The organism is Streptomyces sp. CA-251387 (genome assembly GCF_050936625.1).
Classification (GTDB): Bacteria; Actinomycetota; Actinomycetes; order Streptomycetales; family Streptomycetaceae; genus Streptomyces.
The window spans coordinates 8,367,324-8,389,146 of record NZ_JBNJMJ010000001.1 but is presented as its reverse complement, the minus strand read 5'-3'; the positions used below and the strand labels follow the sequence as shown (position 1 = coordinate 8,389,146).

The window sequence follows — 21,823 nt, the reverse complement described above, 5'->3', positions numbered from 1 at the left end:
CCGCTCCCCTCACCGTGGTTGATCCCAGCCTGCCCCTGAGCAATGCGCGCTAAGCCTGTTTGAGGATCTCCCCGTAGAGCCGGACCGTCCGCCGCGCCACGGTGTCCCAGCCGAACTCCCCCACCGCGCGCTCCCGTCCGGCCTCGCCCATCCGGCGGGCGGTCTCCGGGTCGCCGATCACCGAGTCCAGTGCCCGCGCCAGTCCTGCCTCGAAGGCCTCGATATCGTCGTCCAGCGGGACGAGCAGGCCCGTCTTGCCGTCGTCGACGACCTCGGGAATGCCCCCGACCTGCGAGGCGACCACGGGAGTTCCACAGGCCATGGCCTCGAGGTTGACGATGCCGAGGGGTTCGTACACCGAGGGGCAGACGAACACGGCCGCGTGCGTGAGGAGTTGGATCACCTCCGGGCGCGGCAGCATCTGCGGGATCCAGTGCACACCCTCGCGGACGCGGCTGAGCTCCTGGTAGAGGTCGCGGAACTCCTGGTCGATCTCGGGAGTGTCGGGCGCGCCCGCGCACAGCACGACCTGCGCGGCCGGGTCGATGTCCCGCACCGCGCGCAGCAGATGGGGCACGCCCTTCTGGCGGGTGATGCGGCCGACGAACAGCACGTACGGGCGGTCGGCGTCGAGGCCGAACCGGCGCAGGACGTCGGTGCCGTGGTCGGGCCGGTAGAGGGTGGTGTCGATGCCGTTGTGCACGACGTGGACGCGGTCCGGGTCCAGCGCCGGGTAGCAGCCGAGGATGTCCTCACGCATGGCCCCGGAGACGGCGATCACCGCGTCGGCGGCCTCGATCGCGGTGCGCTCGGCCCAGCTGGACAGGGCGTATCCGCCGCCGAGTTGCTCGGCCTTCCAGGGGCGCAGGGGCTCCAGGGAGTGCGCGGTCATCACATGCGGGATGCCGTACAGCAGCTTGCCGAGGTGGCCGGCGAGGTTGGCGTACCAGGTGTGGGAGTGGACGAGTTCGCGGCCTTCCAGACCGGCGGCCATGGCGAGGTCCACGGAGAAGGTGCGCAGCGCGTCGTTGGCGGTGTCCAGCGCGGACCAGGGGCGGTGCCTCACCACGCCCACCCCGCGGCCCTCGCCCCAGCAGTGCACCTCGAGGTCGACGAGATCCCTCAACTCCCGGGCGAGGAACTCGACATGGACACCCGCGCCGCCGTACACGTCCGGCGGGTACTCCCGGGTAAGCAGTCCCACTCGCACCCGGAACCCCCTGTTCTCAGCGGCTGGTTGCCCTTTCATGGTCACCCAGATGGGGCGCGTGGGGAAGAGCGCGGGGCTCGTGTGAAGCAACAGTCACCGCATACGCCCCCGCCGGGCACGCGGTAGTAGAGGCAGCAGCTGCGGCGCCGGAACGCGGCTCCGGTGAGGGTGCCCGTGCCGGCGAGGAGGGGATGGTCGAGGAGTTCCGCGGTCAGGGCGCGGGCCTTTGCGGCGGCGTCCGTACGGCCGTTCGCGCGCGCCCACTGGTCCAGTTGCCGGGCGGCGCCCGCGAGGGCCGACGCCGCGTTGCCCCACAACAGGCCTTCCGCGACGCGGTACCGGACGCGCAGGGCGGCGGTCAGGGGTTCCAGGTGGCCGTGCAGGACGGCGTCCGCGAGGGTCGCCGGGTCCGCGGGCAGCGGGCGCACCTCGGTGAGCCACAGGTCGTCGGGGGCGCCGGCGTCGGGGTCCCAGTGCAGCAGACGCGGATCGAGGTCGGGGACCCGGTCGTGAAGGGCGGCGCAGCCGAGCGTCACCGACCACAGGCGGGCCGCGAGTCCCTGCTGGGCCACGGAGGCGGCGATGCGCGGCTCGGGGGCGCGCAGGGCGTGCGCGACTTTCTGCACGCGGAACGTCAGGGGGTCTTTGCCCGTCTCTGCGTACGCCTCCGTCAGGGTCGCGAGCGGCCCAAGTGCTGCCCTTGCTGTGCGTAGTACGAAGAAGCCGCCGAGCGGCCGGAGCGCGGCGAGATCAGGGTCGAGGTCCACGAAGAGCAGTAGTACCAAGGCCCCTCGGGGTTCTCACCTGGGGGTCTCCACCCTGGGTCACCCGACCAGAGGATGAGGCGGCCCTCTCCGTACTCCATCGGCAGTACGACACGGTCGGTGCTCTGGTACGACGACGGGAAGAACATTTCGCGGCATCGTGTTGGTTATGACAGCCGACCGTTCGCCGCGCAGGGGCCACCAGCCCCGCTTCACGCAGAGGAGCAGCTCATGAGCGCCCTCGCGTTGTCCGTGCTCCTGTCGCTCGTCTCCGCCGTCGCGTACGCGGGCGGGGCGATCGTGCAGGAGCGTGTCGCGGTGTCCTCCCCGGGACAGCAGTTCGCGCCGATGCGCCGGCCGGGCTGGTGGGCGGCGGTCGCGCTGAACGGCCTCGGTGGCCTGCTGCACGTCGTGGCGCTGGCCTTCGGTCCGCTGAGTCTGGTGCAGCCGCTCGGTGCCCTGACGATCGTGTTCGCGCTGCCGATGGCGGCGCTGTTCGTCGGCCGCAAGGCCGGGTCGACGGCCTGGCGGGGCGCGATCATGGCGACCGTGGGTCTCGCCGGACTGCTGTCCCTGGTCGGCGCCTCCGAGTCGCAGTCGCTGGGCACGGCGGAGCGGGTGGGCGTGGCCCTGGTGACCGGCGGCATGGTCGTGGCCCTCATGATCGCGGGCCGGGCGGCCCACCGCCACCCCGCGGTGCGCAGCATGCTGCTCGCGACCGGGTCCGGCATAGCCTTCGGCATGTCGTCGGTGTTCACGAAGGTCGTCGCGGTGGACTGGAACGGCGGGGTGTCGGTCGCGGATCTGCCGTCCCTCGCCACGATAGGCGTCTTCGCCACGGCCGGTCTGCTGCTGTCCCAGGCCGCCTACCGGGGTGCGGGCCTCGCGGCACCGCTGGCCACGCTGACGGTCGTGAACCCGGTGGTGGCCGCCGCGGTCGGCATCACGATGTTCGGAGAAACCTTCCGGTACGGCACCACCGGCACCGTGCTCGCCCTGGGCTGTGGTGTGGTGGCGGCGGGTGGCCTGATCCTGCTGACCACGGAGCGGATCGCGCGCACGGCGGCGGAGCCCGGGACGGCCCGGCCCGAGGAGGCGGTGGCGGCCCTGCCCACGGCGGACGTGCTTCCGGTGGACGCCGAGGAGCTGCTCGCCGGGCTGCCGGAGCCGGCCGCGGCGATGCCGCGCGAGGAGCTCGTCGTACCGGACAGGATCGAGGACATCCTCATACCGGCCCAGGTCGCGGAGAGCGCCTACGACGACGCGGAGGCGTCGCGTCCCGACGGCAAGCCCCCGAACCTCTACGGCCCCTTCTACGGCGGCCCGTACGTCCCGATGCCCGTCCTCGACCGGCACCGCACGCGCGTCAAATCCTGACGCCACCGGCCCGGAGATAGGCGACCGGGTCGATGTCCGAACCGAAGCCGGGCCCCGTCCGCACCTCGAAGTGCAGATGCGGGCCCGTGCTGTTGCCCGTGGACCCGGAGCGCCCGATGCGCTGCCCCGCGCCCACCGACTGCCCGGCCTTCACGGAGATCGCCGAGAGATGGGCGTACTGGGTGTAGCGGCCGTCGGCGTGCCGGATCACCACCTGGTAGCCGAAGGAGCCTTCCCACCCGGCGCTGACCACCTGACCTGCCCCGACGGCCTTCACGGAGGTACCGGTCGGGACCGGGAAGTCGACGCCCGTGTGGTAGCCCTTCGACCAGTTGCCACCGGCCTTGCGGTACGGAGTGCCGGTACCGGAGCTCACCGGGGCGACCAGCGAGCGGCTGCTCGTCGTGGCCTGCTCCTGCCGGTCCGAAGAGGTCTTCTGCGGCGAGGGCTTCTGCGGCGAGGGCTTGGGGGCGGACTTCGTCCGGGTCGTCGTCGTGGCGGCCTTGCCGTGCAGCGCGAGCCGCTGCCCCGGCAGGATCAGGTCGGGGTCCGCTCCGACGGTCTTCCGGTTCGCGGCGTACAGGCCCCGCCAACCGCCCTTGACCTGCTGCCGCTCGGCGATCCCGGAGAGGGTGTCGCCGCGGACGACGGTGTACATCTCGGCCGTGCCCGCCCGCGACTGGGGTGGGGTCTGCGGCTGGACGTCCTGGACCGCGGTCTTTCTGACCGAGGGCGTGCCGACGGGGGCCTTGCTGCCGGTACCGGCGGGGTGGATGTCGGGCGTGTCCCCACCGCGGCTCAGCCCGGCCCGCACCGAGCACACCGGCCAGGCGCCGGGGCCCTGTCCGTCCAGCACCTTCTCCGCTATGGCGATCTGCTGGTCCTTGGTGGCCAGATCCGCGCGCGCCGCGTACCGCGTGCCGCCGTACGCCTCCCACGTCGACTGGGCGAACTGCAGCCCGCCGTAGTAGCCGTTGCCGGTGTTGACATGCCACCTGCTGGTCGACTCGCATGCGGCGACCTTGTTCCAGGTGTCCACGTCGGCCGCCTGCGCGGCGCCGGTGCCGATGAGCGGGAGCGCCATTCCGGCGCCGCCCGCGGTGACGGTGAGTGAGGCGCGGTTGATCCTGTTCGGCTGGTACCGGCGGTGCCGGCCGCGTGCGGCCATGTCGGAGCCCCCCCCATGGACATGCGTCAGGAGGGGCAAAAGTAAGCGCTGCGAACAGGCCATGACAAGACAGCAATTCAGCCGCCTGTTCACGCCAAGTGGCGAGGAACCGGCGCACGTTGCCCGGTGTCCGGAACGGTGCTCGGCGCGGGGGTCGGAGCGTCGCTCGGGGCGGAGGTCGGGACGGTGCTCAGCGCAGCGCTCGGGACGGCTGAGTGCGGCGGGGCCTTCCGTGCGTATCTGCCTGCGACATCGCGCCACCCCGGATGTGCGGCCGGAGAACCGGCACGTCAGGATGGACGATGGGGCAATACTGGCGGGCATGACCGGCACCGCTGATATATCGAGGTCACTAGGAGCCAACGCATGAGCAGTTCGGCGCAGATCGGCGTCACGGGTCTCGCGGTCATGGGCCGCAACCTCGCCCGCAACTTCGCCCGCAACGGCTATACGGTCGCGGTGCACAACCGGACCCCCGCGCGCACCCGCGCGCTGGTGGAGGAGTTCGGCGGTGAGGGCGAGTTCATCGCGGCCGAGACCGCCAAGGAGTTCGTGGCGGCGCTGGAGCGGCCGCGGCGGCTCGTCATCATGGTGAAGGCCGGTGAGCCGACCGACGCGGTGATCCAGGAGTTCGCGCCGCTGCTCGAGCCCGGCGACATGATCATCGACGGGGGCAACGCGCACTTCGCCGACACCCGGCGCCGCGAGCGGGACCTGCGCGAGCAGGGCATCCACTTCGTCGGCATGGGTGTGTCCGGCGGCGAGGAGGGCGCCCTGCTCGGGCCGAGCATCATGCCGGGCGGCCCGAAGGAGTCGTACGACTCGCTGGGCCCGATGCTGGAGAAGATCTCGGCGAAGGCGGCGGACGGGGCGCCCTGTGTGACGCACGTCGGTCCGGACGGTGCCGGGCACTTCGTGAAGATGGTGCACAACGGCATCGAGTACGCCGACATGCAGCTCATCGGCGAGGCGTACCAGCTGCTGCGGGATGTCGCCGGGTACGAGCCCGCGCAGATCGCGGAGATCTTCCGGACCTGGAACACGGGCCGGCTGGACTCCTACCTGATCGAGATCACGGCCGAGGTGCTGTCGCACGTGGACGCGGCGACGGGCAAGCCGTTCGTGGACGTGGTGGTCGACCAGGCGGAGCAGAAGGGCACGGGGCGGTGGACCGTGCAGATCGCGCTGGACCTGGGCGTGCCGGTGTCGGGCATCGCGGAGGCGGTGTTCGCCCGCTCGCTGTCCGGGCACGCGGCGCTGCGGGACGCTTCGCGGGGGCTGGCGGGACCGAAGGCGTCGCCGCTGAGCGAGTCGGAGGCGGGTGCCTTCGCCGACCGCGTCGAGCAGGCGCTGTACGCGTCGAAGATCGTGTCGTACACGCAGGGCTTCCACGAGATCGCGGCCGCCCGCGAGGAGTACGACTGGGACATCGACCTGGGCGCCGTCTCGGCCATCTGGCGTGGCGGCTGCATCATTCGCGCGGCGTTCCTGGACCGGATCCGCGCGGCGTACGACGCCCGGGCCGATCTGCCGAGCCTGCTGTCGGACGACACGTTCGCGCAGGAGATCGCCGAGGCGCAGGACGACTGGCGTGAGGTGATCATCGCGGCGACCCGCCAGGGTGTGCCGACGCCCGGCTTCGCGGCTGCGCTCGCGTACTACGACGCGTTGCGTGCCGAGCGGTTGCCTGCGGCGCTCACGCAGGGGCAGCGGGACTTCTTCGGTGCGCACACGTATCGGAGGGTGGACCGGGAGGGGTCGTTCCACACGTTGTGGGGTGGGGATCGGTCGGAGGTGTCCGCCTAGGAACTCGGGCGGGTCGGTCGTCTCGCGAGTCAGGTGTGTGGGGGCTGGTCGCGCAGTTCCCCGCGCCCCTCAGGGATGTTGCGGTGGGCGGCGTTTTTCATGCCGCCCACCGTTCTTCGTTCACCGCCTGCCGCGTTCCCGTCGGCCGCTCACGTGAGGGGTGGGCCGGGCTCCGGGTTCGGTACTGGTTCCGGGCCCGGGGGGATCGGGGACGGGGGCTGCGGGGGTGCGGGGGGAGTCGGGGGTGAGGGTGGGGGTGGTGTCGGGGCGGGTGGGGGTGGGACCGGGGTGGGGGGCGGCTCTGGCGTCGGGGGTGGTTCCGGGGGTGGGACCGGGTGGGGCTCCGGGTGCTGTGGGTCCGGGCCCGGGGGCGGTCCCGCAGGGACTCGGTCCGGATACGGGTTCGTCATGGCGTCCTCCAGCCAATCGGTGCGCGTCGGCTCTGGACTACTCCCCCGCGTACCCGACGGCGGCGCCACCAGTCACTCACCCGCGTCACCGCGGGCGTCCAGGTGGGCCCATCCCGCGCCCGGAGCTAAGCGGGCCGCGTCGCCTCCGCCCCGGCCGCAAGTCCCGGCCGCGGGCTGGACAGGACCGGAACCGCGGTCGTCGTCAGGTGCTGGGCCGGGGTCATGGAGGCCTGGGCGAGGAGGATGACGTCGGCGTCGGTGACCTCGTCGGCGGCGCGGGCCACCAGCCGTGCGCAGCCCTGCGTGTCGCCGGCCTCGAAGCGGGCGAAGGCACCCTCGACCAGTCGGGTCCGTACGTCGACGGGGCGCCCGGCGCGGTGCGCCTCGTCCTCGATCAGGGTCACGGTCGGTCCCAGCGTGCTCTCGGCCGTGGCGAGGACGACGACCCGGGCACCCATGGCCACCGCTGCCGCCGCCATCGGGCGGTCGACGCGCAGCACCGGCACTCCGGCCTCGGCAGCGGCCGCCTCCGCGACACCGCCGATGGTCGAGCAGGTGCACAGCACGGCGCGCGCCCCCTCGGCGACGGCCCGGTGCAGGGCTTTGCGGACGTCGTCCGTGACGGCTTCGGCTCCTTCGCGGCGGGCCCGGCTCAGCAGGTCCTCGTCGACGAAGTGCCGTAGGTCGAGACCCCGGTGGTCCTCGTCGCGCAGGGCGTCGAAGACCGGGATGTGCAGGGGCGAGGTGTGCAGGAGGGCGAGCATCAGAACCGGCCGGGGTGCGCCCGCAGCCAGTCCGTGGCCGCCTCCAGCAGCTCGGGAGCGGCCGCCGGGGCCTCATCGGGGTGGCGTTCGGCCCACTTCACGACGTACGGGCACAGCGGCGCGACCACGACTCCCTCGCGCGCCGCCATGCCGTACAGCTCGCGTGCCAGAGAGCCCGCGATGCCCTTCCCCTCGTGGGCGGGTTCCACGATGGTGTGGACGGGGACGAGAGCGCGTGCCGGGGATTCGAGGACGAAGTACTCGATGTGGCCGACGACTTCGTCGCCCTGGAGGGCCTCCAGGCGACCCGCCGCCCGGTCGTCGCGGATCTCTGTCTCGCTCATGGCACGCTCCGTCGTCCGTCTTGTGTTGTTGGTCCGGGGCCGGGCGCGGTTGGTGTCGCGGATCCGGGCCCGGGCGCGGTCAGGCCGTCGGCACGGCCTGGGGGCTGCGCTCCTGGTCGGAGCCCGGCACCGGCTCGGACGGGTCGGCACCCAGGGCCACGATGCGGTTGGCGCCGTCCACGTGCACGACCCGCGGCTCGAACTCCCGCGCCTCGGCGTCGGTCATCTGAGCGTAGCTGATGATGATCACCAGGTCGCCGGGGTGGACGAGATGGGCGGCGGCGCCGTTGATCCCGATGACCCCCGAGCCGCGCTCGCCCTCGATGACGTAGGTCTCCAGGCGGGCGCCGTTGGTGATGTCGACGATATGCACGAGCTCGCCGGGCAGCAGGTCGGCGGCGTCGAGCAGGTCCGCGTCGATGGTCACCGATCCCACGTAGTGCAGGTCGGCCTGGGTGACGGTGGCGCGGTGGATCTTGGACTTGAAGAGCGTACGCAGCATGAAGCGCTCCGGTGTTCGGCTCCCTGCCTGCCGAGGCAGGTCAAGGGCTCTTGGGGCACGGGCGGGTCCAGGGTACGAAACGGCGTCCTGGACCCGCACCGAGATCCACGTCACTCCACGGCGGTCGGCCGGCGCGAGGCCGCCATCGCCTCGTCCACGTCGGTCAGCGGGCGCAGCCGGTAGGTGTAGGAGTAGTCGCGGCTCGCGAACAGCTTGTACTCGTCGTGCGTGTGGGCGCCCCAGCTGTTGTCGCCACCCAGGCCCATCTGCCGGTGGTTCACCCGAAGGACGACCTCGTCGCGCGGGGTGAGCTGGTAGTCGTGGCGCACTCCGGACGACAGGTCCTCCGGGGTGAAGTGCGAGGCGTTGAACTCCACCAGCGGCTCTCCGGAGACGAGGAGGCCGGTGCCGGTGGCGTCGGTCAGGGCGACCCAGCGGACGTCGGTCTTGTTGCCGTTCTCCTGGGGGCGGATGTATGGCGTCCACTGCTCGGAGACCGTTCCGGAGTACACGCCCACGTCGGTCGCGTCCTTGCGGTCGACGTAGTTCTCCTCGGGCCCGCGGCCGTAGTAGCGCAGGCGCTCGAAACGCCCGGGCAGGAGCAGCAGCGTGCCGACCTCCGGGATGTACGGCAGTGACGCGGCGCCGGGGTGCAGGGTGTTGTCGACCTTGATCTCGCCGTTGCCGAACACCGTGTAGGTGGTGGTGTACGTGGACTCCACGGTCGTCGGCAGCGAACCGCTGACCTTGATCTCCACGGCCTTGTCGCGCAGGGCGCGCACGCTCACGGCCGACACCTTGCGCTTCGTGCCCGCGTCGCGCCAGGTCTGGTTGCGCGTGTGCTGGCCGTTGCCGCGGTCGTTCTCGGTGGGCGCCCGCCAGAAGTTCGGCACGGGCCCGGAGGTGATGAGGCGGGTGCCCCTCGCCTCGTACGAGGTGATGACGCCGGCGGTCTTGTCGACGGTGACGGAGAAGCCCTTGCCGTTCACCGTGACGGCCTTGTCGCCGTCCTCGTATCGCAGCGCCGGGACGCTCTCCAGGGGTACGGGTGTCACGGCCGGGCTGTCGGTGTCGACGGGGAGCTGCTGCTTGGCCACCTGGAAGCCGGCCTTCGCCCACGGGGTGGATTCCTTGGTGGTGAAGGACAGGTGGAGGAAGTACTCCGCGCCCGGAGCCGGGTCGTCCGGCAGCCGGACCGGCAGCGTGATGTCCTTGCTGCTCAGCGGAGGGACGTCCAGTTGGGCCCGGCTCAGCTTCCCGCGCTGCACCACCTCACCGTCGGCGACCAGCGACCAACGGCCGTCGAACTCACGGAGGTTGGTGAACAGGTACTCGTTGGTGAGGGTGATCGCCGCGTCGGCGGTCGGTGCGTCACCCGATGCCGGTGCCGCGTGGACCGCCTGGTAGATCTGCTTGATCTCGGCTGCCTTGCCGGTGTGACGGCGGTCGGCGGTGACGATGCCGTCCGCGTTGGAGGTGCCGTCGTTGGGGTTGTCGCCCCAGTCGCCGCCGTACGGGAAGAACGTCTTCTCGCGGGGCCGCTTCTCGGTGAGGCCGACGGTGGCCGCGTCGAACCAGAACCGTACGCCCTCGCCGCCGGGTCCGCGGCTGTCGGAGCCGAGTTCGCCCGCGCTCAGCGCCCGGGCGTACACCCGCGCCCGGCGGATGGTGCCGCTGAACTCCCGGGTGGGGTTGTCCACGTCGGTGGCGAGCGCGAGGGGCGCGGTGTTGCTGCTGGGCTTCCGTGTGGTGGTGCGTGTGGCCTTGACCGCGCCGTCGGCGTAGAGGGTCAGCGTGCCCGCGTCCGCGTCGAAGACTCCGGCGATGTGGTGCTCGGTGCCGGTCCAGTCGTCCGGGAGGGCCCAGCTCGCGGTGATCCACTGGCCCCCGCCGTAGATGAAGAACTCCAGCGTCCTGTTCGTCTGCTTGAGGGCGTACTGGGTGTCGCCCTTGGCGAGGATCGGCTGGTGGTAGCCGGTGTAGTGCGGGGTGACCCAGGCCTCCAGGGTGAGCGAGCCGGTGAGGTCGAGGCGCTCGTCGCGGGCGAAGACGGTGGCACCGGAGACGCCCTTGGCACGGTCGAAGGTGCCGCTCGCGGTGAGGACCTCACCGCGCAGTGAGTACGGCCCGGACTCGGTGAGGATCTTGCGCGGGGGGACGGGCCAGCTCAGCGACTGGTCGACGAAGTCCCAGATCCAGCCGCCCTGGAGGACGTCGTAGCGGCGGACGATGTCCCAGTACTCCTTGAAGTTGCCGTTCGAGTTCCCCATCGCGTGGGCGTACTCGATCATGACGTACGGCCGGGTGTCGGCCGTGTCCTTCGCGCGCTGCTCGACGCGGGACGGGCTGTCGTACATCTCCGACCGGATGTCGCTGATCGTCGGCCGGTCGTCGCCCTCGTACTGGATGACGCGGGTCGGGTCGTACGACTTGATCCAGTCGTGCATGGCGACGAAGGTGCTGCCGCCCCCTGCCTCGTTGCCGAGCGACCAGATCACCACCGAGGCGTGGTTCTTGTCGCGGTGGACCATGCTCTGGGCGCGGGCCACGCAGGCCTTGGTCCAGTCTGCGTGGTTGCCGGGGTACTCGCCGCGGATGCCGTGGGTCTCCAGGTTGGTCTCGTCGACGAGGTACAGGCCGTACTCGTCCGCGAGTTCGTACCACAGCGGGTTGTTGGGGTAGTGGGAGGTGCGGACGGAGTTCATGTTCATCCGCTTGATGATCTCGATGTCCTTGACCATGTGCTCCCGGGTGAGCGCCATGCCGCTGTCGGGATGCATCTCGTGCCGGTTCGTGCCGCGGAAGGACACGGGCTTGCCGTTGATCCGCATCAGGCCGTCCTTGAGCGCGAACTCGCGCAGGCCGACGCGGTGCGAGAGGGTCTCGATCACCTTGCCGGACGGGTCGCGGAGGCGGAGGACGGCGGTGTAGAGGTTCGGGTGCTCGGCGGACCACAGTTCGGGAGAGGGTACGGCCTTGCTCGCCCGCACGGTCACGTCGTCACCGGCCGGGGCGGACGCGAGGTCGACGGCCTGCTGAAGGGGCCTGGACCAGACGGCGTGGCCTCGGGAGTCGTACAACTGCGTCTCGACGGAGTAGCCGCCCTCACTCCGGTCCCCGTACGAGCGCACGCTCGCGGTCACGGACAGCTCGGCGGCCGTGCAGTCGTCGCTGAGCGGGGTGTCCAGCTTGAAGTCGCGCAGGTGGACGTCCGGCGTGGAGTAGAGGTAGACCGAGCGGAAGATCCCGCTCAGCCGGATCATGTCCTGGTCCTCCAGCCAGTCCCCGTCGGAGAAGCGGTACACCTCCACGGCGATCTGGTTGGTGCCGGGCTTGAGGTGCGGGGTGATGTCGTACTCGGCGGGGGTGAACGAGTCCTCGGCGTACCCGACCAACTGCCCGTTGATCCACACGTAGTGCGCGGACTTGACGCCCTCGAAGTGCAGGAAGGTGCGTCGCCCCGCCCAGCCGCGCGGCACAGTGAAGGTGCGCCGGTACTGCCCGACCGGGTTGAAGCGGGTGGGCGCGGCCGGGGGCTGTGCCTCCTCGCCGAGGCCGTTGGGTCCCCACCAGGGGTAGGTGATGTTGACGAAGATCGGGCGGTCGTGGCCGTGCATCTGCCAGACGGAGGGGACGGGGATGCTGTCCCAGTCGCTGTCGTCGACGTCGGTGCGGTAGAAGTCGGTGTCCCGGTCGTCGGGCCGGTCGGCGTAGGCGAACTTCCACGTGCCGTCGAGACTCAGCCGGTACGGCGAGCGGGTGCGGTCCCCGTCCAGCGCCTGTCTGAGGTCGGCGTACGGCATGAGCGTGACGTGGGGCGGCTGGGTGCCGATCCGGAAGACATCGATGTGGCCGTTCCACTCCGGGGTGCCGGCCACCGCTCCGGCCCCGTCGGCCGCGTGCACCGTGGCGGACGATCCGGAGACGGCGAGCGCGCCGAGCAGGGCGGCTCCCCCCTCCAGGAGACGGCGGCGGCTGACCGGCATGCCCAGCGGGCGGGACGGGCCGGCGGGAGACAGAGGGGTGTCCGGCATGACCATGGCCTTCCTCGCAGCGACAGTGCGCTGCACGGCTTGAGGGAGCGTCAGATCTTGTGCGGTGCTGTCGGTAAACCGAACGGAACCCTAGGATGCGAACCCAAGTGAAGCAATGATGCTGTCGGTCTTTGTTTGTTCCTGAGGGGCGAGTTGGCGCTCGAACTGCGTCCGGTACAACTCGGCGTAGCGTCCTTCGGCCGCCAGCAGCTCGTCGTGCGTGCCGCGTTCGACGATCCGGCCGGCCTCGACCACCAGGATCAGGTCCGCCGTCCGCACGGTGGACAGCCGGTGGGCGATGACGACCGCGGTCCTGCCCTCCAGCGCTTCCGTGAGTGCCTCCTGGACGGCGGCCTCCGAGGTGTTGTCGAGGTGGGCGGTGGCCTCGTCGAGGATGACGACACGCTGGCGGGCCAGCAGCAGCCGGGCGATGGTCATCCGCTGGCGCTCCCCGCCGGACAGCCGGTAGCCGCGCTCGCCGACGACCGTGTCGAGGCCCTCGGGCAGGGACCGTACGAGTTCGTCGAGGCGGGAGCGGCGCAGGGCGTCCCAGAGTTCGGCGTCGGTGGCGGTGGGGCGGGCCAGGAGCAGGTTGGCGCGGACGGTGTCGTGGAAGAGGTGGCCGTCCTGGGTGACCATGCCGAGCGTGGCGCGCAGGGACTCGGCGCTCAGATCGCGGACATCGACGCCGCCCACACGTACGGCGCCCTCGTCGACGTCGTACAGCCGCGGCAGCAGCTGGGCCACGGTCGACTTGCCGGCGCCGGACGAGCCGACGAGCGCGACGGTCTGGCCGGGTTCGGCGCGGAAGGAGATGCCGTGCAGCACCTCCGCGCCGCCGCGCGTGTCGAGGGTCGCCACCTCCTCCAGGGAGGCGAGGGAGACCTTGTCGGCGGACGGGTAGCCGAAGCGGACGTTGTCGAACTCCACCGCCACCGGACCCTCGGGGACCTTCTTCGCGTCCGGCCTGTCCTCGATCAGCGGCTTGAGGTCGAGCACCTCGAAGACCCGCTCGAAGCTGACGAGGGCGCTCATGACCTCGACGCGGGCGCCGGCGAGCGCGGTGAGCGGCGCGTACATACGGGTCAGGAGCAGGGCCAGCGAGACGACGGCGCCCGGCTCCAGCGTGCCGCGCAGGGCGAACCAGCCGCCGAGGCCGTAGACCAGGGCGAGGGCCAGGGCGGACACCAGGGTGAGCGCGGTGATGAACACGGACTGGGCGGTGGCCGTCCGCACACCGATCTCGGCGACCCGGCGGGCCCGGGTCGCGAACTCCTCCGACTCCTCCTCGGGACGCCCGAAGAGCTTGACCAGCGTGGCGCCGGGCGCCGAGAAGCGCTCGGTCATGCGGGTGCCCATCGCCGCGTTGAGCGCGGCCGCCTCCCGCTGCATCCGGGCCATACGGTGACCCATGCGCCGGGCCGGGATCACGAACACCGGGAGCAGGACGAGGGCGAGCAGGGTGATCTGCCAGGACAGGGTGAGCATGACGGCGAGGGTGAGCAGCAGCGTGACGAGGTTGCTGACCACTCCGGACAGCGTGTTGCTGAAGGCGCGCTGGGCGCCGATGACGTCGTTGTTGAGACGGGAGACGAGCGCTCCCGTACGAGTGCGTGTGAAGAACGCGACCGGCATGCGCTGCACATGATCGAACACAGCCGTACGGAGATCGAGGATGAGCCCCTCCCCGAGCGTCGCCGACAGACGCCGCGCGAGGATCCCGAGCACCGCCTCCGCCACCGCGATCAGGGCGATCAGCAGGGCCAGGCGGACGACGGTGCCCTCGTCGCCGCCCGTCACGATCGCGTCGACGACGTGTCCGGCCAGGACGGGGGTCGCGACGGCGAGCAACGCGGTCATCACCCCGAGCACGACGAAGAGCGCGATCCTGCGGCGGTGCGGGCGGGCGAAGGCGGCGATGCGGCGCAGCGTGGCGCGGGCGAACGGGCGGCGCTCCCGCTCGGCGTTCATGACGCTGTGCAGCTGGGTCCAGGCTGTGGTCTCCATGCTCATGGGAGAGAACGTAGAACCTCGAGCAATGTTGAGGTCAAGGCCGACGGGTGCGCCGGTGTGGATATCCGTCCGCAGCCGGTCCGTAAGGCGCCGTCTCCGCTGTCGCAACCCGCCGTTGTCGCGGCGCGGAGAACCTCTCCGGATGTGACAGCCGTACGACTCGCCCCGGGACGCCTGCTCCGGCGCGTCCCGATCCGCCAGGTACTGGTCCTGCTTCCGCTCGTCCTCGTCGTCGTGGTCGCGGTGCGGCACCGGGCCGTGCTCGCCGAGGGCATCGGCCATCTGGCGACGGCCAAGTGGCCGTGGCTGCTCGCCGCGGCCTGTGCCACCTGCCTGACCTGGGTCGCGGCGGCGGTGACCCGGCAGGGCGCGGTGGTCGACCGGCTGCCCAAACTGCGGCTGCTGGTCACACAGTTCGCGGCGGGCTCGGCCAACCACCTGCTGCCCACCGGGCTGGGCGCGAGCGCGGTCAACCTGCGCTTCATGACGGTGTGCGGGCTGCCGCTCGCCCGCTCCTCGGCCGCGCTGGCGCTGTATCTGCTCGCGGAGAGCGTGGCCCGGGTCGGCCTGCTGGCCGCGCTGCTCATCGCCTTCCCCGACGCGCTGCGTCTCGGGCCGCTCCTGCCCGAGGGGGCAAGGGGCCCGCTGCTGATGGGCATCGGCGCGGCGGCGGTCGTGGCCGTGGCCGTCTTCGCACTCGTACGCCGGCTGCGCACCGCCGTGCTGTCGTTCCTGCGCACCGCGCTGGGCGAGGCGCGCTCGGTGCACACCCGCCCGTCCCGGGCGCTGGCGCTGTGGGGCGGTTCGCTGGCCTTCCCGGTCCTGCAGGCGTCCGGGCTGATCCTGGTCGGGCTCGCCCTGGGGCTGGACGTGCCGCCGGCCCACATGGCGCTCGCGTACCTCGCGGCGACCGTCGCCGTGGCCCTGGTGCCCACGCCGGGCGGGCTCGGCTCCGTCGATGCGGCGCTGGTCGTGGCCCTGGTGGCGGCGGGCGGCCCGGTGGCGGTGGCGACGGCGGTGGTGCTGGCGTACCGGATCATCACGGTGTGGCTGCCGCTGCTGCCGGGGGCGTTGACGCTGGGGGCGCTGGTGCGGTGGAAGGTCATCTGACGGCTCAGTAACGTGCGGGGTGCCATCCAGGGAATTTCCGACCCAGGAAGAGGGCCCCGCCATGCCGGTCCGCGTCGAGCGCCAAGGACACGTCACCACCGTCGTCCTCTCCCGCCCCGAGGTACGCAACGCGGTCGACGGTCCGACAGCCGCCGAACTCGCCGCCACCTTCCGGGAGTTCGAGGCGGACGACGTGGCGCGGGTGGCGGTGCTGTGGGGCGAGGGCGGCACCTTCTGCGCGGGCGCCGACCTCAAGGCGCTCGGCAGCGAGCGGGGCAACCAGGTCACGGAGGAGGGGGACGGTCCGATGGGGCCGACCCGGTTGCGCCTGTCGAAGCCGGTGATCGCCGCGGTCGCCGGACACGCCGTGGCGGGTGGCCTGGAGCTGGCGTTGTGGTGCGATCTGCGGGTGGCCGAGGAGGACGCCGTCTTCGGGGTGTTCTGCCGCCGCTGGGGCGTGCCGCTCATCGACGGGGGCACGGTGCGGCTGCCCCGTCTGATCGGCACGAGCCGGGCGCTGGACATGATCCTCACCGGACGGCCGGTGCCGGCGAGCGAGGCCCACGCCATGGGGCTCGCCAACCGCGTCGTGCCGACCGGACGCGCCCGCGCCGAGGCCGAGGAACTGGCCGCCGAGATCGCGCGGTTCCCGCAGGGGTGCCTGCGCGCCGACCGTGCGTCCGTGCTCGGCCAGGAGGGGCTGGACGAGGAGGCGGCGCTGCGGGGTGAGCTGGGGTACGGGATGGGCGTGTTGGCGGAGAGCCTGGAGGGTGCCGCGCGGTTCGCGGCCGGGGCTGGGCGGCATGGGGCGTTCGGGGACGGGTGACGCGTGGGGCTGCCGCCGGTGTGCGCGGGCGCCAGCGCCGCTCTGCGTACGCGCGTTGTGAGCGTCACATGACCCTCTGCCAACCGGCTGTCGAGGGAAAACGTCCGGAAACCTGCCCAAGACGCCGTCCGGCCAACGATCCTGGCACGAACACGTGTACCCGATACGGCAGGATGAGCCCTCGCGCCGGTCTCGGGGGACGGGTTGGCCGGCGCGACGGCACATCGCGGAATTCGAGCAGGTGACAACGTGACGAGACTTCACATCCGGCCGTCGGCGAAGGGATTCGCCGCAGCTCTTGTCCCCGGAGGTGACCGGTGAAGCGGGAGCTCACTGTGGACGACCTGGTCATCGCGGGGATCGCGCTGGCGGCGGGGCTGCTGGCGGCCTTCCTGCTGCGGATGCTGCTGCGCTGGCTGGGCAAGCACGCCGACCGCACCCGCTGGAGCGGCGACGACCTCATCGTGGACGTGCTGCGGACCGTGGTGCCGTGGGCGGCCTTCCTCGGCGGCGCGGCCTCCGCGGGCGCGGCGCTGCCGCTGACGAAGACGGTCCAGCACAACGTCAACCAGATCCTCACCGTGCTGCTCATCTTCGTGGTGACGCTGGCGGCGGCCCGCGGGGTCGCCGCACTCATGCGGACGGTCACCCAGTCCCGCCCCGGCGTCGCCGGCTCCGCCACGATCTTCGTCAACATCACCCGGATCCTGGTCCTGGCCATCGGCTTCCTGGTGGTGCTGCAGACGCTGGGCATCTCCATCGCGCCGCTGCTCACCGCCCTGGGTGTCGGCGGTCTCGCGGTCGCGCTCGCGCTTCAGGACACCCTCGCCAACCTCTTCGCGGGCATCCACATCCTCGCCTCCAAGACCGTCCAGCCCGGCGACTACATCCGGCTGGCCAGCGGCGAGGAGGGCTACGTCGAGGACATCAACTGGCGCCAGACGACCGTGCGCGCGCTCTCCAACAACCTGATCGTCATCCCCAACGGCGAGCTCGCGAAGACGAACATGACCAACTTCATGCGTCCCGAGCAGGAGTTGACGATCCTGGTCCAGGTCGGCGTCGCCTACGACAGCGACCTGGACCATGTCGAGCGGGTGACGAACGAGGTCATCGGCGAGGTGATGACCGAGGTCGAGGGCGCCCTCCCGGACCACGAGCCGATCATCCGCTTCCACACCTTCGGCGACTCCCGGATCGGGTTCACCGTCATCCTCGGTGTCGGCGAGTTCAGCGACCAGTACCGGATCAAGCACGAGTTCATCAAGCGCCTGCACAAGCGCTACCGCCAGGAGGGCATCCGCATCCCGGCGCCCACGCGGACGGTGGCGATCCAGCAGGGGACGGTGTCGATACCGTTGCAGCGCGTCCCCGGTGAGGCGGACGAGGTGGCCCCCGTCCGCCTCGACTGACCTGCCCGGACGTCCCTACAGGGTGGCCGAGTTGTCGTGGGAGCGGCTGCGCTTACGGCTGTGCGGCGCGGCGAGCGCCGGGTTCACCGGTGTGACCGTCCAGTCCGGGTGCCCCGGCATCCGCGGCGTCTTCGTGCCGTACAGCCAGTCCCGGAGGAATCCGGACAGATCCTGACCGGAGACCTCCGAGGCGACGGCGATGTAGTCGGCCGTCGACGCCGAGGAGTTGCGGTACCGGTCGAGGAAGGCGCGCTCCAGCGCGTTGAAGGCGCTCTCGCCGACGAGGTTGCGCAGCGCGTACAGGACCAGCACGCCGCCCAGGTAGCGCTGGCCGTCGAACAGGTTGGCCGCGTTGGGCGCGGCGACCGGCCCGGAGTCGCGCCGCCACTGGTCGCCCTGCGCGTAGGTGTGCTTCATCCGGGCTTCCAGGGTGGTCATGCCCAGGGAGTCCGGCCAGCCGCGCTCGTAGCGGTAGAGCAGCCCGTAGAAGTCGGCGTGGCCCTCGTTGATCCACAGGTCGGCCCAGGAGGCGGGGCTGACGCTGTTGCCGAAGTAGGAGTGGACCAACTCGTGCATCATGTGCGAGCCGATCTTCGGCTCCGCCTGGAGCAGATAGTTCGGCTTGTAGATGGTCAGGGTCTGGGTCTCCAGGCCGGTGAAGTCGAAGGCGTTCGGGGCGTCGGAGTTGCAGGGCAGCAGGCCGTACGTCTCGAAGGGGTAGGCCCCGAGCCGCGCCTCCAGCCACTCGACCAGGTTCGGCGTCAGCGCGAGCGCCGGTTCCAGTGCCTCGGCGCGCGCGACCGGGACGACGTCGCGCAGCGGGAGGCCGTGTGGGCCCTGCCGGTCCTTGATCACGTAGTCGCCGACCGTGATCTGCACCAGTTCGGTGGCCATGGGCTCGCGGGAGCGGTACATGTAGGCGGTACGGCCGCCGGAGAGGCTCTCGGTGCGTACGAGCAGGCCGGTGGCCACGCCGCGCAGGCCGCCGGGGACGGTTATGCGGAACGTGAAGTCGGCCTTGTCGGAGGGGTGGTCGTTGCACGGGAAGACGGTGTGGGCCAAGTTCGGCTGGCAGCAGACCGCGAACCCGTCCAGCGTGTCGACCCAGCCGGTGTGCGGCGGCGGGATACGACGCGGGTCCGCCGAGTACTCGACGCACACGGTCACCCAGGACTTGTTCGGCAGCGTCCGGGCGGGCGTGACGCGCAGCTTCTCGTCCACCTGCTCGAACGTCGCCGTACGACCGCCTACCCGGACGGAGCGGATGTCGAGGCCGAGGGAGTCGAGGGAGAAGCGGGACAGGGCCTGGGTGGTGCGGATCCTCAGGGTCGCGGTGGCGTCGACCAGCCGCGTCGTGGCGTCGTAGGAGAAGTCGAGGTGGTAGGCCGCGACGCGGTAGCCGTCGTTGCCGAGGGCCGGGTAGACGGTGTCGCCGAGGGTCTCGGGGCCCGGGCTGCCGGAGGTCCTGGGGGCCGACGTCCCCGTGTGCGCCGGCGTGGCGTGGGCTGAGGGCGCGGTGGTCAGGGCCGCCGCGGTTCCTATGAGGGCGGCCGCGGGGGCCGTCACTCGGGTGCGATATCTCATGGTCCGCTTTCGCTGGGGCGGGCCGGGTGGTCAGGACCGGCCGCCGGATCGGTGATCTCCCTACATGACTGCGGGACCGGGGGATCAGGTTGCACGGAGGCGATAGCTCCGTTTGCGCGGATCCGAGATCTCGGCCTACGTCCTCCCGTACCGGTGGGCGGACCCCTGTCGAGCCGAGGTCGATCACGAGATATCTTGATGTCGAGCAATGTTGCAGACGTGGAGCGGAGCACCCGGTGACTGACTCGACCATCATCTATACGCACACTGACGAGGCCCCGGCCCTGGCGACGTATTCCTTCCTGCCGGTGGTCCAGGCATACGCCTCGCAGGCGGGTGTCGCCGTGGAGACGCGGGACATCTCGCTGGCCGGCCGCATCATCGCGGTGTTCCCGGAGTACCTGACCGAGGACCAGCGCATCCCGGACGCCCTGCACGAGCTGGGCGAGCTGGCCAAGACGCCCGAGGCCAACATCATCAAGCTGCCGAACATCTCGGCGTCGATCCCGCAGCTCAAGGCCGCGATCGCCGAGCTGCAGGGCCAGGGCTACGCGCTGCCGAACTACCCGGACGACCCGAAGACCGACGAGGAGCGGGAGATCCAGGCCCGCTACGACAAGGTCAAGGGCTCCGCCGTGAACCCGGTCCTGCGTGAGGGCAACTCCGACCGCCGCGCCCCCGCCTCGGTCAAGAACTACGCCAAGACCCACCCGCACCGCATGGGCGCCTGGACCGCCGAGTCCAAGACGAACGTGGCGACCATGGGCCAGAACGACTTCCGCTCCACCGAGAAGTCCGTCGTGATCTCCGAGGCCGGCTCCCTCAAGATCGAGCTGGTCGCCGAGGACGGCTCCACGACCGTGCTGCGCGAGTCCGTACCGGTCCTCGAGGGCGAGGTCGTCGACGCCTCCGTGATGCGCGTCGCCGCGCTCAACGAGTTCCTCAAGGCGCAGGTCGCCCGCGCCAAGGAGGAGGGCGTGCTGTTCTCCGTGCACCTGAAGGCCACGATGATGAAGGTCTCCGACCCGATCGTCTTCGGCCACGTGGTGCGCGCCTTCTTCCCGAAGACCTTCGAGCAGTACGGCGAGACCCTCGCCGCCGCCGGTCTGTCCCCGAACGACGGTCTGGGCGGCATCCTCAAGGGCCTGGACGCGCTGCCGAACGGCGCCGAGATCAAGGCGTCCTTCGACGCGGAGCTCGCCGAGGGCCCCGCCCTGGCGATGGTCGACTCCGACAAGGGCATCACCAACCTGCACGTGCCGTCCGACGTGATCGTCGACGCCTCGATGCCGGCCATGATCCGCACCTCCGGCCACATGTGGGGCCCGGACGGCCAGGAGGCCGACACCCTCGCGGTGCTGCCGGACTCCTCGTACGCCGGTGTCTACCAGGCCGTGATCGAGGACTGCCGGGCCAACGGCGCCTACGACCCGTCGACGATGGGCTCGGTCCCGAACGTCGGCCTCATGGCGCAGAAGGCCGAGGAGTACGGCTCCCACGACAAGACCTTCGAGATCGCCAAGGCCGGCACGGTCCGCCTGGTCGACCAGGCCGGCAACGTCGTGATCGAGCAGCCGGTCTCCGAGGGCGACATCTTCCGCGCCTGCCAGACCAAGGACGCGCCGATCCGCGACTGGGTCAAGCTGGCCGTCACCCGTGCCCGCGCCACCGGGGACCCGGCGGTGTTCTGGCTGGACGAGACCCGCGCCCACGACGGGCAGCTGATCACCAAGGTCAACGAGTACCTGCGGGAGCACGACACCGAGGGCCTGGACATCCGGATCCTCGCCCCGGTCGAGGCCACCAAGCTGTCGGTGGAGCGCATCCGCCGCGGCGAGAACACCATCTCCGTCACCGGCAACGTGCTGCGTGACTACCTGACCGACCTGTTCCCGATCCTGGAGCTGGGCACCAGCGCCAAGATGCTGTCGGTCGTCCCGCTGATGGCGGGCGGCGGCCTGTTCGAGACGGGCGCCGGCGGCTCCGCGCCGAAGCACGTCCAGCAGCTGGTCAAGGAGAACTACCTGCGCTGGGACTCCCTCGGTGAGTTCTTCGCGCTGGTGCCGTCCCTGGAGCAGTACGCGACCGCCACCGGCAACACCCGCGCGAAGGTCCTCGCGGACACGCTCGACCGCGCCACGGCGACCTTCCTCAACGAGGACAAGTCCCCGACCCGTCGCGTCGGCGGCATCGACAACCGCGGCAGCCACTTCTACCTGTCCCTGTACTGGGCGCAGGAGCTGGCCCAGCAGACCGACGACGCGGACCTGGCGAAGGCCTTCGCGCCGCTCGCCGAGACGCTCACCGCCAACGAGCAGAAGATCGTCGACGAGCTGATCGCCGTCCAGGGCAAGCCGGTCGACATCGGCGGCTACTACCAGCCCGACCCGGCCAAGGCCGCCGCGGTCATGCGCCCGTCGGCCACCTGGAACGAGGCGCTCGCCTCCCTGAGCTGACGCACTGCGCTCCCAGGCTCCGCCCCGGCCGGCATTTCGTCCG

The 21,823-nt window shown here is 71.1% G+C and carries 15 protein-coding genes; 6 read left to right on the top strand and 9 right to left on the bottom strand.

From position 1 onward, the window contains the following. Positions 1-49: 49 nt before the first annotated feature. Together glgA and ACQEV2_RS37255 are read right to left on the bottom strand one after the other, a co-directional pair. Positions 50-1,210: a glycogen synthase gene (gene glgA, locus ACQEV2_RS37260; RefSeq protein ID WP_433051975.1), complete on the bottom strand. Its 1,161-nt coding sequence runs from the start codon at positions 1,208-1,210 to the stop codon at positions 50-52. Positions 1,211-1,251: 41 nt separating this feature from the next. Beyond that, complete coding sequence (locus tag ACQEV2_RS37255; RefSeq protein WP_433051972.1) at positions 1,252-1,995, bottom strand: (2Fe-2S)-binding protein; 744 nt, start codon at positions 1,993-1,995, stop codon at positions 1,252-1,254. A gap of 210 nt (positions 1,996-2,205) precedes the next feature. On the opposite strand from ACQEV2_RS37255, the gene ACQEV2_RS37250 reads away from it, so the two are divergent. Next, on the top strand, positions 2,206-3,351 hold the full coding sequence (locus ACQEV2_RS37250; protein ID WP_433051969.1) for a DMT family transporter: 1,146 nt from the start codon (positions 2,206-2,208) through the stop codon (positions 3,349-3,351). On the opposite strand, the gene ACQEV2_RS37245 is transcribed toward ACQEV2_RS37250, so the two are convergent. Continuing rightward, positions 3,341-4,519, bottom strand: a complete 1,179-nt coding sequence (locus ACQEV2_RS37245) for a peptidoglycan DD-metalloendopeptidase family protein (RefSeq protein ID WP_433051967.1) — start codon at positions 4,517-4,519, stop codon at positions 3,341-3,343. The two genes, ACQEV2_RS37250 and ACQEV2_RS37245, sit on opposite strands and share 11 nt — an antisense overlap. A gap of 366 nt (positions 4,520-4,885) precedes the next feature. On the opposite strand from ACQEV2_RS37245, the gene gndA reads away from it, so the two are divergent. Continuing rightward, positions 4,886-6,325 carry an NADP-dependent phosphogluconate dehydrogenase gene (gene gndA / locus ACQEV2_RS37240; protein ID WP_433051964.1) on the top strand — a complete coding sequence of 480 codons (1,440 nt, stop codon included), beginning with the start codon at positions 4,886-4,888 and terminating at the stop codon, positions 6,323-6,325. Positions 6,326-6,860: 535 nt separating this feature from the next. On the opposite strand, the gene ACQEV2_RS37235 is transcribed toward gndA, so the two are convergent. From ACQEV2_RS37235 to ACQEV2_RS37215, 5 genes are all read right to left on the bottom strand, one after another. Beyond that, complete coding sequence (locus tag ACQEV2_RS37235; RefSeq protein ID WP_433051961.1) at positions 6,861-7,499, bottom strand: aspartate/glutamate racemase family protein; 639 nt, start codon at positions 7,497-7,499, stop codon at positions 6,861-6,863. Continuing rightward, positions 7,499-7,843, bottom strand: a complete 345-nt coding sequence (locus ACQEV2_RS37230; protein WP_433051958.1) for a GNAT family N-acetyltransferase — start codon at positions 7,841-7,843, stop codon at positions 7,499-7,501. Before ACQEV2_RS37230 ends, ACQEV2_RS37235 begins: the two co-directional genes overlap by 1 nt. 79 nt (positions 7,844-7,922) lie before the next feature. Continuing rightward, on the bottom strand, positions 7,923-8,345 hold the full coding sequence (panD, locus tag ACQEV2_RS37225; RefSeq protein ID WP_433051955.1) for an aspartate 1-decarboxylase: 423 nt from the start codon (positions 8,343-8,345) through the stop codon (positions 7,923-7,925). Between the two features lie 110 nt (positions 8,346-8,455). Further along, positions 8,456-12,379, bottom strand: a complete 3,924-nt coding sequence (locus tag ACQEV2_RS37220; protein WP_433051952.1) for a glycoside hydrolase family 2 TIM barrel-domain containing protein — start codon at positions 12,377-12,379, stop codon at positions 8,456-8,458. 90 nt (positions 12,380-12,469) lie between these two features. Beyond that, positions 12,470-14,386: an ABC transporter ATP-binding protein gene (locus ACQEV2_RS37215; protein WP_433055082.1), complete on the bottom strand. Its 1,917-nt coding sequence runs from the start codon at positions 14,384-14,386 to the stop codon at positions 12,470-12,472. Positions 14,387-14,536: 150 nt separating this feature from the next. On the opposite strand from ACQEV2_RS37215, the gene ACQEV2_RS37210 reads away from it, so the two are divergent. The 3 genes from ACQEV2_RS37210 to ACQEV2_RS37200 all read left to right on the top strand — a co-directional run bounded on the left by ACQEV2_RS37210 (position 14,537) and on the right by ACQEV2_RS37200 (position 17,740). After that, positions 14,537-15,502 carry a lysylphosphatidylglycerol synthase transmembrane domain-containing protein gene (locus tag ACQEV2_RS37210; RefSeq protein WP_433051949.1) on the top strand — a complete coding sequence of 322 codons (966 nt, stop codon included), beginning with the start codon at positions 14,537-14,539 and terminating at the stop codon, positions 15,500-15,502. A gap of 61 nt (positions 15,503-15,563) precedes the next feature. Beyond that, on the top strand, positions 15,564-16,328 hold the full coding sequence (locus ACQEV2_RS37205) for a crotonase/enoyl-CoA hydratase family protein (protein ID WP_433051946.1): 765 nt from the start codon (positions 15,564-15,566) through the stop codon (positions 16,326-16,328). Between the two features lie 317 nt (positions 16,329-16,645). Then, positions 16,646-17,740 (top strand): mechanosensitive ion channel family protein, encoded by a 1,095-nt coding sequence (locus ACQEV2_RS37200; protein ID WP_433051943.1) that lies wholly within the window; start codon positions 16,646-16,648, stop codon positions 17,738-17,740. A gap of 15 nt (positions 17,741-17,755) precedes the next feature. On the opposite strand, the gene ACQEV2_RS37195 is transcribed toward ACQEV2_RS37200, so the two are convergent. Next, a complete protein-coding gene (locus ACQEV2_RS37195; RefSeq protein ID WP_433051940.1) occupies positions 17,756-19,324 on the bottom strand; it encodes a M1 family metallopeptidase in 1,569 nt (522 codons plus the stop codon). Between the two features lie 236 nt (positions 19,325-19,560). Here ACQEV2_RS37195 and ACQEV2_RS37190 point away from each other — a divergent pair, with 236 nt between their 5' ends. Next, entirely contained in the window at positions 19,561-21,780 is a 2,220-nt protein-coding gene (locus ACQEV2_RS37190) for an NADP-dependent isocitrate dehydrogenase (protein ID WP_433051937.1), read from the top strand. The last annotated feature ends 43 nt before the right edge of the window (positions 21,781-21,823 follow it).